The following is a 12656-nucleotide window of genomic DNA, read 5'->3' as shown; positions in this document are numbered from 1 at the left end:
TCCCCTTTTTTATTTAAGCCGCTGCTTCTGTGCTGACGCCAGTTGCTAAGACAACGATGTCATTTTCGGTCATGCGTTCGCCTGTCACTTCGCCTGCAACTCTGCCCTCGCGCATGACGACGATACGGTCGCATACGCCAATGAGTTCAGGCATTTCAGACGATACGACGATGATCGATTTACCCTCGTCGGCCAAATTGGCAATGAACTGATAGATTTGTTCTTTGGTGCCCACGTCGATGCCTCGGGTCGGCTCGTCAATGATGACGATAGACGGGTTGAGCATCATCATCTTTGCCAACAGAAGCTTCTGCTGATTGCCGCCAGAAAGCTGCCCGGCAAGAATATCCTTGCGGCCAGTGCGGATATCGAACTCTTTGATTGCATCGTCGAGTGCCGTGCGTTCTTTACGCCGATCAATCTGCAAGCCCCGGACGAATTTGCTGATCGAAGCGAGCGTCAGATTGATCCCGAGGTCCTTGGCAAGCAACAGCCCCTTGCCTTTGCGATCTTCGCTCAGATAGGCGATGCCAGCGGAAAGACTTTCTTGAGCATTGCGGAAATTTGCAGGCTTTCCATTATGACGGACCTGACCCTTGCCAGACCGCAGCCCAACAATGCCTTCCATCAATTCCGTTCGACCCGCACCGACCAACCCTGCAAAGCCCAGGATTTCGCCTTTGCTCAACGTAAAACTTGCTGTTTTAACATAGCCAGGAACGCTGAAATCATCGACCTCGAGCACTGGCTCCTGTCCGTGACGTGCAGCGCGATCAGGGTAAAGCTTAGCAACATCGCGCCCAACCATCAGCCGGGCCATGTCGTTTGGCTGCAGCTCAGATGCCATATGCGCAGCCACCAGCGTACCATCGCGCAAGACTGTCACGCGATCCGAAATCTCTTTCACTTCCGGCAGTCTATGCGAAATATAAAGAACCGCGACGCCTTTGGCGCGAATGTCACAAATGACTTTCAGAAGCGCCTCAGTTTCGACCGGAGTAAGCGAAGCCGTTGGCTCGTCAAAGATCACCACACGATGCGGCACGAGCAAAACGCGAGCGATCTGCACAAGCTGGCGCTGTGCGATGGAAAGGCTACCCACGATGGCATCGGGATTGATATCCGCACCAAGATCATGAATAGCTTTGCGTGCGCCTTCGCGCATGGATTTGTCATCAACAACAAGGCCTTTGGAAACTTCGCGTCCCAGATAAATATTCTGGGCGACAGTCAGATCAGGCGCCAACAGGATTTCCTGATGCACCAGAACAATGCCCTGCGCTTCTGCTTCCACTGGACCCGAAAACAAGATCGGTTTGCCATCGATGTGGATTTCACCGCTGGTTGGGCGCTCATTACCCGCAAGCAGCTTCATCAGCGTCGATTTACCCGCACCGTTTTCACCGATAATTGAGTGAACTTCGCCGCCATAAATGCTGAGATTTATACTTTTCAGAACCTGAACAGGTCCGAACGATTTCGACAGCGAAACCGCCTCCAGAAGCGGCACGCCATGCTCGTTTCGGCTCGCGTTCATACGCGCGCACCAGTGCAAGCACTAAAGCTTAAGCGCCTGTCGAGACTTCTGATTGTTTGAATTTCCAATTGCATGTGAACTCCTCCCAAAGCTTCACTGTGCAACCTTAACGTCGGCTTTGAGGTACGTAAAGCAAAATTCTGCACAACATAAAAGTCATTGACAATTAATAGCGGTCCGATTCACGTAAAATGCAAGGCGACAGTTGGAGGCATTCAACTAAAGGGGTATACTCAAATCATAATTTGGGCTGATATTCAGCGTACCGCTCGTCACTCAAAAATGAAAAGACAAAGCGCAAAGCATTATGTTGAAAGGCCGTAAATTCGATGTACGACGTCCCTTGCCGCGTTACAGGACCAATAGAGCGCATTTGATCTGACGCGAATCTTATCCAAAAAACGGTCGCACACTTTTCGGAGTGCGTTCTTAAACGAGTGGTTAATTACGCCTCGGCGATCACCAAATAATACAATCTTAAATTAGCACATACAGCAAGACACGCGCTTTTTTATATACTATGAAGCGGTAACGTCCAAGGCGTGTTGAATTGCGGATACAGACACATGAGCTCCCATTTAGCGCAGTCAAAATGGCGCATGTTAGACATGCTGCCAGCCATAGCCCTTTTCGTGATCGGCCTCACAGCACTCATCTATGCGATGCTTTCCCCAAGTGGCGAGAACGGTCAGTTTGCCGTCCTCATGCAGCCATGGGCGAATGTCTCACAAGTGGCAACGCTGCTTAGCAAAGCCGATGTACAGATCCTGTCCTTCAATGAGCGAATGAACGTTGTGGTTGTACATGCCGCACGACCTGACGCAATCGACGCACTTTACAATGCAGGCGCGTGGCTCGTCTTTGAACCCGCACAGCTGTCCAGCTGTTTTGACCTTGCTGTTACCGGGGCCTAATCCATGATCATTGAGCTTGATGATATTCGCAGACGCTTTGCGCGCTTTCTGGTGATTCTTTTCTGGCTGCATGTTCCGCTGTTCGCGGTCATCGCTTATGGAACCGGTGCTTCCATCCTCGGCGGGGCGCTTGCAGGAGCTTTCCTTGCCGCAAGCTATAATCTGATGTGGTGGCGCGCTGATATCGCGCCCGCAACCCGCTTTTTGTCTGCCGTAGCTCTCGTGGCTGAGCCTGCAATTCTGCTCTATCTGCTTCGTGGGCACATCTGGCAGATGGACATGCATATGTATTTCTTTGCCATGCTCGCACTCACCATTGGCTGGTGCGACCGCAGAGCAACCATCATTGCAGCCGTCGCAGTTGCATTGCACCATCTGACCCTCGACTATCTGCTGCCATCCCTCGTCTTCCCAACGGGCAGCGATATTCGTCGAGTGATGATTCACGCTGTGATTGTAGCCTTTCAGGCAGCCGTTCTTGTCTGGTTCTGCGATATGCTTGTCGCTTGCGTCAACAGCATCAGCAAGATGCGCGATGAGATCATGATTAAAAATGCCGAGATTGAAACACGCTCTGCCCAAGTTGAACAGGCTTACAAGGCCAAGGGCATGTTCCTGGCCAATATGAGCCATGAAATCCGCACGCCGCTCAATGCGATTTTGGGCTTTTGCCATCTGATGCTCCGCACCGACATGACCGAGCGCCAGCGCGATTACCTTTCCAAGATCAATGGTGCCAGTGGCTCGCTGCTGCGCCTGATCAATGACATTCTGGATTTTTCCAAGAACGATGCGGGCAAACTCACATTGGAAAACCGGCCGTTCGAATTGCGTGCCCTCTTTGATCGCAAATTGCAGATTACAAGTGCCGATGCCCGCACCAAGAACGTGGCAGTGAGCCTGCATATTGATCAGGGCGTACCGGAACGCCTTGTCGGCGATGAAATGCGCCTTGGGCAAGTGCTCCTCAACTTGATGAGCAATGCCATCAAGTTCAGCGAGAATGGTTCCGTTACTCTGCGCGTAAGCGGCAAGCCGACGGATAGTGGCGATTACAGCCTGCAGATTGCCGTTGCAGATACCGGCATTGGCATGACACCTGACCAACAATCCAAGCTGTTCAGCTCTTTCTCGCAGGCCGATAGCTCCACCACACGCCGCTTTGGCGGCACCGGACTTGGACTGGTCATCAGCAAGCAAATTGCCGAGCAGATGGGCGGTGACATCACCGTACTCAGCACCCCCGGCAAGGGCAGCGTCTTCACCGTCACAACCACTCTGGGTAATGTGGATCGCGCGCATTCCATTGTCGAAAAGCCACAAGCGCATATCCAGAAGCTTCGGATACTTGTAGCGGACGACAATCCGGCTTCTCGCGAAATTTTACAGAGCATATTCGCGGACTGGTCGATCCAGGTCGATCTGGTCGCATCAGGTACCGAGGTTATTGGCGCACTGGAAACAGCATTCCAGCGCGGCCAGCCCTATGATCTGTTGCTGCTCGACTGGAAAATGCCCGGTATGGATGGCATGGAAACAGTGGGTAGCCTGTATGCCAATGCAAAGCTCGCCAAACTGCCCGAAATCGTTCTGATAACTGCCTATGGTAGTGATGAGTTCAAGGAAAAAGCTTCGCGCGCCGGTATCGCAGCCTATCTGCCAAAGCCAATCGAAGCTCAGCAGATACTGCAAACGCTGAATATGCTTTTCCCGCTATCGAAAGATGCCAAGGAAGCTGCACGGGATTCAGAATTGATTGCAGAGCCGCTGCGTGGCGCGCATGTTTTGCTCGTTGAAGACAATGCGATCAATCGCGAAATCGCTTATCAACTCCTTTGTGATGCAGGCCTTGATGTTGATACCGCCGAGAACGGGCGTATTGCCTGCGAAAGCGTTGCGCGATCTGGTTCGCTCTATTCAGCCGTGCTGATGGACGTTCAAATGCCCGAAATGGACGGCCTGGAAGCCACGCGTCATATTCGTCGCGACTGGAGCCCTGATGCCCTGCCAATCATCGCTCTGACCGCACATGCTTATGAAGAAGAGCGCCGCAGATGTGCCGAAGCTGGCATGAACGATCATGTGGCCAAACCAATCGATCCAAGCGTGCTTATCGGAACACTTGAGCGCTGGATGAAGCCACGCCGGGTGGATCTTACCGTCGCCCAACCGCAGGACAGCCAGATCGAGGTCACTCAGACCGATCTTCCTGACCGCCTTCCGCCATTCGACCTCACACGAGCACTCGTGCGGGTGAACGGAAAACGGGCTCTTCTGCGTCGCCTCATCATAAGTTTCCATGATGATTTTGCGAATGTCATCGAATCCCTGATGGATCAGATTGCCAAGGGTGACCTGACTGGAGCACGACGCCTTGCCCATACGCTCAAAGGTGTTGCAGCATCTCTGGAATTACCAGAAATTGCGCGTATTTCTGCTGAGGTGGAACTGGCAATAGCCAATGAACAGCTGGTCGGTCTGGAGCCAACGCTTTCGGCGCTCAACTCCGCCATGAAGCCCGCCTTGAAGGCTGCAGCCAGCCTGAAGGACAAGGTGACCGCGCCGCAACAGCAGACAAATACGAGCGCTCAGACCGCAGATATTGCATCCGCAGTGACGATGCTGCGCGACCACCTCACGCGCCGGAGCATGCGCGCGCGCAGCAGTTTCGATGCGTTGCTCCAAATGCTCGGCTCAAACGCCGAGCAAGGCAACAAAGCGGAAGCTTTACGCACGGCAAAAGCTGCGCTGGACAAGCTCGATTATGAGCAGGCCCTGCGTAGTCTGGACGAAGCCTTTGCCGAAGAACTTCCTCCAGCAAACTGAAACAGTTCCAGCAAAAGTTCGAAGCAGTTTTCGGGCAAGATGAGCGTTAAAATAAAGAGTTAGAACGTCGATCTGATTGAATCGGATCGACGTTCTAGAATTCGCCCCAGATCATAAAAAACAAGCGGCGATCTAAACACTACCGGAGTAAATTAAATGCCTGATCGTGCAACCGTCCTGATCGTCGATGACGAAGTTTCAAACATCGAGATCATGAACGCGGTGCTGGAAGACCATTATGAAATCTGCTTTGCCACATCTGGTGAACAGGCGCTGGAAGTTGCGCGCTCAGTTTTACCCGATCTGATTTTGTTGGATGTCATGATGCCGGGTGTCGATGGCTATGAAGTCTGCATCCGCCTGAAGAATGATCGCCTGCTGGCTGACGTGCCGGTTATCTTCACGACAGGTCTTGATGATCAGGAAGCAGAGGTTCGCGGCCTTTCGCTGGGTGCCATCGATTATGTAACAAAACCGATCAATCCGGTCGTGTTGCGCGCGCGCGTGTCCAATCATATCGAGCTCAAGCGTCTACGCGACCAGCTGGCCCAGATGGCTGTTACCGATGCTTTGACGGGTCTTAGCAACCGCCGTCAGCTGGAAGTCATTCTTGCAGGAGAAATCTCGCGTCTTGCGCCTGCGGGCGCATGGCTTTCGGTCATCATGCTCGATATCGATTTCTTCAAGCTCTTCAATGACACCTATGGTCATCCTGAAGGCGATCGATGCATTGCCATGGTTGCGGCCGCTCTGAACCGTGCTGTGCATAAGGTTTCGGGTATGACGGCGCGCTATGGCGGCGAAGAATTTGCCTGTGTTCTGCCCGGTGCGGACCCCGAAACCGCTTTAGCCACAGCACATGAAATCCAGTTTCAGATCCAGTCGCTAAATATTCCGCATCCCGGCTCGGAAGTCAGCACGAACGTAACCGTCAGCATGGGGATCGCATCTGCGCGCACCCATCCCGATATGGGCGGATCACTTTGGCTGCAGCACGCCGACCATCAGCTTTACACGAGCAAAAAGAGCGGTCGCAACCAGATTGCAAAGACCGAGTTTTCAACGGCCTGAAACTGATACCAACATCCGATGCGTGCAACTCATTTGATGTTGGTTAAGCCTTTGTAGAGAATGAATATTTGCAAGACACGATGTGTCTATATCTTAGCGCCTTGGTATGCCCGCATCACGTCAAATCGAGATGTGCCTTTAGCGGCATGTCATCATGGATAGACACAGTCTGCCGCTCGATCATGCGATGGACCAGAGGGGGCGTTGTCCCCTTGTGCAGAGCAAGCAGCCTTTCTGACACTTCCGCGTCAGATTGCGTCCGCCGCTGATTGTGGCGCACATATTCCACCCATGTCGGAACGTGATAACTTTCCGTCCATGTTTCCGGATTTTCGAGATCGCGCAGCAAGGCCCATTGTCGTGCGCCATCGCGAATGCGAATGCGTCGCCGCAACGCCATTGCCCCAAGAAACGCCTGCACATCTTCCTGAGCGATTTTATAATCGACCATGATCATGATCGGGCCACTGCGCGACCGTAAGTCTAAGCGCAACTGCGGTTCGCTGAAGCGATTGAGTGGATCGAGATTAAGCGATTCAAATTCCGGCTGCGGCAGCAAAAACCCGACAAGCGCACCGAAGAGCAAAACGCCGGCTGCTGCCAACAAAGCTCCCGGAACGCCGAATTCATCGGCAACCGAACCCCACAGCCAACTGCCCGCCGCCATGCCACCGAACGTGGCCGTCTGGTAGAGTGCCAACGCACGGCCAACCACCCATCGCGGGGTTGAAAGCTGCACAGTCACGTTAAACAGGGAAAGCGCGAGAACCCATGACAATCCTGCAGGCAGCAGGAAAATGCAGCTCATCCAGATGCTGCGGCTCACCGAGAGCAAAAGACAGCTGAGCGCAAAAGCGACAAAAGCGCCCCGCACCAACCACTCATTGCCGAGAAGTTCGCGCAGTCGGGCGCTTGAAAGAGCGCCACCGATCGCACCAATCCCGAAAAAACCGAGCATGATGCCATATGTCAGCGCTGTGCCTTTAACGAGGTCACGTGCCACAAGCGGCAACAGTGCAAGAATGACAATCGCAGACAGACCGAACAGAAAGCCGCGAAACATGACTTTTAGAAGATTTGGCGACATAGCCACATAGCGCAGCCCGGCGACCATTGCAGGCCCTAATGCTTCGCGCGGCAACGTGGATTTCGTCGTCTGAGGTTGCCAGCGCCAAAGCGCTAGAATAAGCGCGCAGTAACTGAAGGCATTGAAGATGAAAGCAAACGCGGCACCCGCTGCCGCAACAATAGCGCCACCAATTGCCGGACCGATGCTGCGCATCAGATTGAAACTCATGGAATTAAGAGCAACGGCTGCAGGCAAATCTGTTCTGGGAACAATGTCGCCCATCGATGCCTGCCATGACGGATTATGCAAAGCACCACCACAACCGATGAGAAAGGTGAAGCCGAGCAACATCCATGGTGTCAGCATGCCCAGATAGGCGAAAGCTGCAAGCGCAACCGAGATAACGAGCAGGAGAATCTGGGCGGTGAGCATGATGCGGCGGCGGTCGAAGTTATCCGCAAGCGCGCCTGCCGCAACCGAGAAGATCATTACCGGCAAAGTAGTGGAGGCCTGAACCAGCGCGACCATATCATCCGAACGCGCAATGGTGGCCATCATCCAGCCCGCACCGACAGTCTGCACAAGACCGCCCAGGTTTGAAAATAGCGTTGCAGACCATAAGGCGCGAAAAGTTCCATACTGAAACGGCGCTAGGGGGGAATTTCTTTGCGGCATTCGGACGACCTCCATCCTCATCCGTTCTTCTAGGCGATACGCGAATCGCGCCAAGGGAACAAGCAGCTTCCAACAAGCGCGACCGGACGACACACTTAAACATTTGAATCAGCATGCAGATAATGAAAGCTGTCACTCCCACTTTATGGCGGGATCATGTAAACAGGCTTAATCCTTTGATAAAAATGCGTTCAAGATGACACAGCTTTCCCGCCCTTCTCTGTTTGGACTTGCCCTTGTTTGTTTCACTGTTGGGCCAATAACCGCGTCTTTCGCTGCGGAGGCATTGCCGCGACTGACGCCGGAGGCGGGTGTCGCAGCGCAAATTGCTAAAACCGAGAATGGTTACGTCATTGTTCAGCCCGATGGGTCGGAACTCACGATGATTGATGCCGAATGGGCCGCAAATTTCGACGGTGAACCAAGCTTCACAGTTGCAGATTTCAATTTCGATGGATTTCCCGATGTGGCGCTTGGCGCAATTACAAGCGAGAGTCCCGATATTGGGTTTGGTCTTTTTCTCTATAAGCCAACAACAAAATCTTATGCGGCGCTCAATTTTACGGAAGATTTCAGCGAGCGGCTTAACTGCGGCGCTCTATGGAATATTGAGTTAATCAAAAGCAGGGAAGCGATCAAAAGCAGCTGTAGTTTTGAGGGCGAAGATGCGCGCATCGATGTTGTGCGGATAGACCCCAACGGCGGTGCAAATTTGCTGGAACAATCGCGCCCGAAGGAAGAAATCTGGCATTGGCCCTATCTCGACCGCCCCGCCCGCATGGTCTCGTATGACCGGCAGGGCAACATCAATCTGGAGACAGTCATTGCCAGCGATGAAGCAGAGAATAGCTGGAAAGTCCCAGTAACTACGCTCGAAATATATAGTGCAGCTGATCTGCAAAGCAGAACGCCTAGCCATCTTGTCAAAGGCGAAAGCGTTCGTATCCTTGCTTTCAGTGGCGACTTCATGAAATTCGCCCGCGAAGGCAGCGACAACCTGCCCGGCGGCTGGGTATTGCTTAAAGAAGCCTATGACCTCGTCGCCCATTATGATGCTGACGGAACCAAACCGCAAACGGCTTCCCTCGGCCTTTCCGACTACAAAGATACAACGGAAAACCCCGATTATTATCGCAACCTCTTCACGCTGACGATGAAGAACACCAGCGATACGGAAATCCAATTGTCGAATGCTGAGCTTTTTCTTCTCTTCAACGGAGATAACGGCACGCGACTAGCTCATAAGCTCTACGATATCTCCGATACGACGCTCACGCCCGGCGAAAGCCATATGCTCGACGACAATCCGATTGAGAAGCGCGACGGACAATTTGTGATTTATCACGATAATGACGGGCAGGACGCCTATCCTTTATTCTTCCCGGCGAACCTTATGCCCGGCAAGTATCGTGTCCGCCCAATAATCACAGGCCCCGGCCTCGGCAGTTTCATCTACGGCGAGAATGAAATCGAACTCGAATATCCGCCGAAGCTCGCCGACAGTCTGGTTAAACCTTAAGCTACCTGCCCCGCACACCAACCGGACGACCAAGCCCACTGGAAATTATAGCCGCCAAGCCAGCCAGTGACATCAACCACTTCGCCGATGAAATAAAGGCCCGGTACGTTCTTTGCTTCCATGTTTTTGGAATCGAGATCGCGCGTATCAACTCCGCCCAAGGTGACTTCAGCCGTCCGATAACCTTCCGAACCGGCTGGCTTCACGTGCCAGTCGTTGACCGCAGCTGCAGCACGCCGCAATACGGCGTCCGACAGATCGGCAAGATTAGTCGCGGGAAAATCTGCAGCGATAAGCTGGGCGAGTTTCTTAGGAATAAAGAACGACAGAGCCGTTTGCAGTGCCTGCTTGCCGTTTTTAGATCGCTGCTCTTTGAGAGCTTCAAACAGATCTGTCTTGGGCAGCATCGAAATGACAATTTCGTCGCCTTCACGCCAGTAAGATGAAATCTGCAGAATAGAGGGACCACTGATGCCTCGATGCGTGAACAGCATCGCCTCGGCAAATTTCGTCTTCTTGCATGAAACGACAGCATCGACGGCAACACCCGCAAGCGGCTTCAAACGCTCGAGCAAATTCGGCTCGAAAGTCAGCGGTACCAACCCGGGGCGTGTTTCGACAATACGTAGGCCGAAACGCGTGGCAACGTCATAGCCAAAACCCGTCGCCCCCATCTTCGGAATGGATTTTCCGCCAGTGGCAATGACCAGCGACTTCGCTGAAACCGTACCGCCGGAATGCCGGACAACAAAACCTCTTTCGGTTTTCTCAACGCTTTCGACAGAAGTTTCGAGCAATAAGCGTGCGCCGTAACGGTGCATTTCATCAAGCAGCATATCGATAATCTGCGTGGCCGATCCATCGCAAAACAATTGGCCAAGTGTCTTCTCGTGATAAGCGATACGGTGCTTGTCTACGAGCTTGATGAAATCACGCTGCGTATAACGACTTAATGCCGAGATGCAGAAATGCGGATTTTGCGACAGGAAGTTCTTGGGGCTCGCATGGATATTGGTGAAATTGCAGCGACCGCCGCCAGAAATACGGATCTTGTCACCGGGCTTTCTCGCGTGATCCAGCACCACCACCGAACGGCCGCGCTTTGCGGCCTCAATCGCACACATCATGCCAGCAGCGCCAGCGCCTATCACCAAAACATCGACGCTCTGCAACATTCAACTCCGATTTAAAAAGATTGCGGCACCATATTGCCGTAAATTGTGAGCGCAAGGCGTGTTTCGGAGTTTTTAAACATATCCGCGTTATAAAGGGTATAACACAGAGCCATTTCAAAGGAGCGGGGGCAGAATTTGAAAGTTTCAGTCTCGTCAGCGCCTGATATAGAGAACAGAAGAACCCGCTTTGTCGGCGGTCCAGTCTTCTGGATGTTGCTTGTACTTGTCGCGTTGATTGGCCTGTTGAGCATTCCGCTGACAGTCCCAATTGGTCCTATGTATTGGGATACGTATCTCTATCTCGACGCAGCGCAACGCATCAACACAGGGCAGATTCCTTCGGTTGATTTTTTCACTCCGGTAGGCCCGCTGGGATATTACCTGTTCTCCTGGGGCATGAAGCTATTTCCACAAGCGCAATCCCTGTTGCTCGTGCAGTGGTCCACACTTGCCGTGGCGGCCCCTCTCATGGCAGTGGTTCTTGCCGAGGTCGGAAGCAGAAACCGCGTCATCGCCTTTGCGCTTCTCATTCCTTTTCTGGCCTTCGCCATATTCCCTGCCAATGTGCAAACCTATACGTCCTATCCCGGTCTCGACGGCTTCGGCATCTATAACCGGCAAGTGTCTCTACTGCTTTATGTACTGACATGCGGTCTGATGTTCATTGCCGACGGCCGCAAGCTCGCAGTCTTTTGCGCCGTTGCAATGCTTGCTTTGTTTCTCACAAAGATCACCGGCTTTCTGGTTGGCGGTCTATTCGGACTGACGGCACTGCTTGCAGGACGCTTGTCCATGAAAACAGTTCTGATTGCTGCCGCCATAACACTGATCGGGTTGGCTGCGCTCGAACTAAACGGCCACATGATCTCGGCCTATCTTGCCGATATCGAGCAGCTTCTGGCTTTGAATGAAGGAGCGCTGCTGCCGCGATTTTTGACGGTCGTATCGGGTAAGCTGGACGTCATTCTGCCAACCGCAATTCTTGTTCTGGCGCTTTTCTGGATTGAAATGACACGCGGCTCGGCCTCTGTTCATTTTTTTGACCGCAACTCCGTATGGCTCGCAGTCATTTTGCTCGGCGGCATCATTCTCGAAACCCAAAACACTGGCAGTCAGGAATTCATCTTCATCTGGCCGGTTTTGTTGATGATCTACCACCGTGTCAAAAATGTTGAAGGCAAGGCTAAGATTGCGTTTCTGGTGCTGGCAGCCTTCTGCGTTATCCCGACCTTTAGCAAGGTCACACACAAGACTTTGCGCGCAATTGCGGTGGCACCCACCTATGTCCAACCACCTGTGACGGAGCTTAAAAACATGCGCCAGGTGTCCGCCAGACCGGACATCATGGATCGTGCGAAATTGCTACCCGTGCATTATGCCGATTATTCCGCACCTTACGAAGCATTGGCGACGCAAGGACAACTGCCAAGCTGGCGGCTTTATTCAGAGCTCGATTATCAGATGTACTGGATCATCTCCGCCGATGAGGCAGTCAAAGCCTTCAAAGAATTCGAGAGCAAGACCGGCGTTTATATCAAAACGCTGATGACACTCGACTTCACCGATCCATTTCCGTGGCTGTTAAACCGCGATGCCACGCGGAAAATCCAGATCGGCGCTGATCCATTCCGCACGGTTCCCGCGATGACGCCTGAAACCAGAGCGGCGGTTGAAGCAACCGACGGCGTTCTAAAACCCAAATGTCCGATGACAACAACCCGTCTGGCCCTGCAGGAAATTTACGCTGACGCGCTCAAAGATCGCCAAGTCGTGCCACTTGATGCATGCTGGGACTTATTGTTGCGTCCCAGAATTTTGCAAAAATAGAGCAAGAAAAGCGAAAGGCCGGATGAACCCACCCGGCCTTTCT

The 12656-nt window shown here is 52.9% G+C and carries 8 protein-coding genes; 5 read left to right on the top strand and 3 right to left on the bottom strand.

The genetic code is table 11. The features are described 5' to 3' along the window. Positions 1-13: 13 nt before the first annotated feature. A complete protein-coding gene (locus OIV19_RS10725; RefSeq protein ID WP_264231620.1) occupies positions 14-1537 on the bottom strand; it encodes a sugar ABC transporter ATP-binding protein in 1524 nt (507 codons plus the stop codon). A 566-nt stretch (positions 1538-2103) separates the two neighbouring features. On the opposite strand from OIV19_RS10725, the gene OIV19_RS10720 reads away from it, so the two are divergent. The 3 genes from OIV19_RS10720 to OIV19_RS10710 all read left to right on the top strand — a co-directional run bounded on the left by OIV19_RS10720 (position 2104) and on the right by OIV19_RS10710 (position 6348). After that, positions 2104-2451 (top strand): hypothetical protein, encoded by a 348-nt coding sequence (locus OIV19_RS10720; RefSeq protein ID WP_264231619.1) that lies wholly within the window; start codon positions 2104-2106, stop codon positions 2449-2451. 3 nt (positions 2452-2454) lie between these two features. Beyond that, positions 2455-5277: a response regulator gene (locus OIV19_RS10715; RefSeq protein ID WP_264231618.1), complete on the top strand. Its 2823-nt coding sequence runs from the start codon at positions 2455-2457 to the stop codon at positions 5275-5277. 156 nt (positions 5278-5433) lie between these two features. After that, the gene (locus tag OIV19_RS10710) at positions 5434-6348 is read left to right on the top strand and encodes a diguanylate cyclase (protein WP_151091091.1); all 915 of its coding nucleotides are present in this window, start codon (positions 5434-5436) and stop codon (positions 6346-6348) included. Positions 6349-6463: 115 nt separating this feature from the next. Here OIV19_RS10710 and OIV19_RS10705 read toward each other — a convergent pair whose 3' ends face one another. Beyond that, the gene (locus tag OIV19_RS10705; RefSeq protein WP_151091092.1) at positions 6464-8092 is read right to left on the bottom strand and encodes an MFS transporter; all 1629 of its coding nucleotides are present in this window, start codon (positions 8090-8092) and stop codon (positions 6464-6466) included. A gap of 196 nt (positions 8093-8288) precedes the next feature. Between OIV19_RS10705 and OIV19_RS10700 the strand changes: the two genes are divergently transcribed. Further along, positions 8289-9611, top strand: a complete 1323-nt coding sequence (locus OIV19_RS10700) for a hypothetical protein (RefSeq protein ID WP_264231617.1) — start codon at positions 8289-8291, stop codon at positions 9609-9611. Here the strand turns inward: OIV19_RS10700 and OIV19_RS10695 are convergent. After that, a complete protein-coding gene (locus OIV19_RS10695; protein WP_264231638.1) occupies positions 9608-10783 on the bottom strand; it encodes a BaiN/RdsA family NAD(P)/FAD-dependent oxidoreductase in 1176 nt (391 codons plus the stop codon). The two genes, OIV19_RS10700 and OIV19_RS10695, sit on opposite strands and share 4 nt — an antisense overlap. Positions 10784-10951: 168 nt before the next feature. Between OIV19_RS10695 and OIV19_RS10690 the strand changes: the two genes are divergently transcribed. Further along, positions 10952-12613 carry a hypothetical protein gene (locus OIV19_RS10690; protein ID WP_369698103.1) on the top strand — a complete coding sequence of 554 codons (1662 nt, stop codon included), beginning with the start codon at positions 10952-10954 and terminating at the stop codon, positions 12611-12613. The last annotated feature ends 43 nt before the right edge of the window (positions 12614-12656 follow it).

It is taken from the genome of Brucella sp. HL-2, assembly GCF_025846885.2.
In the GTDB taxonomy this organism is placed as follows: Bacteria; Pseudomonadota; Alphaproteobacteria; order Rhizobiales; family Rhizobiaceae; genus Brucella; species Brucella quorumnocens.
This window is presented reverse-complemented; position numbering and strand designations above follow the sequence as displayed.

What these genes read in the sequence shown, in the direction of transcription:
- OIV19_RS10720 (WP_264231619.1), top strand. Translation starts at nt 2,104, where the DNA reads ATGAGCTCCCATTTAGCGCAGTCAAAATGGCGCATGTTAGACATGCTG.
- OIV19_RS10705 (WP_151091092.1), bottom strand. Translation starts at nt 8,092, where the DNA reads ATGCCGCAAAGAAATTCCCCCCTAGCGCCGTTTCAGTATGGAACTTTT.
- OIV19_RS10710 (WP_151091091.1), top strand. Translation starts at nt 5,434, where the DNA reads ATGCCTGATCGTGCAACCGTCCTGATCGTCGATGACGAAGTTTCAAAC.
- OIV19_RS10725 (WP_264231620.1), bottom strand. Translation starts at nt 1,537, where the DNA reads ATGAACGCGAGCCGAAACGAGCATGGCGTGCCGCTTCTGGAGGCGGTT.
- OIV19_RS10715 (WP_264231618.1), top strand. Translation starts at nt 2,455, where the DNA reads ATGATCATTGAGCTTGATGATATTCGCAGACGCTTTGCGCGCTTTCTG.
- OIV19_RS10700 (WP_264231617.1), top strand. Translation starts at nt 8,289, where the DNA reads ATGACACAGCTTTCCCGCCCTTCTCTGTTTGGACTTGCCCTTGTTTGT.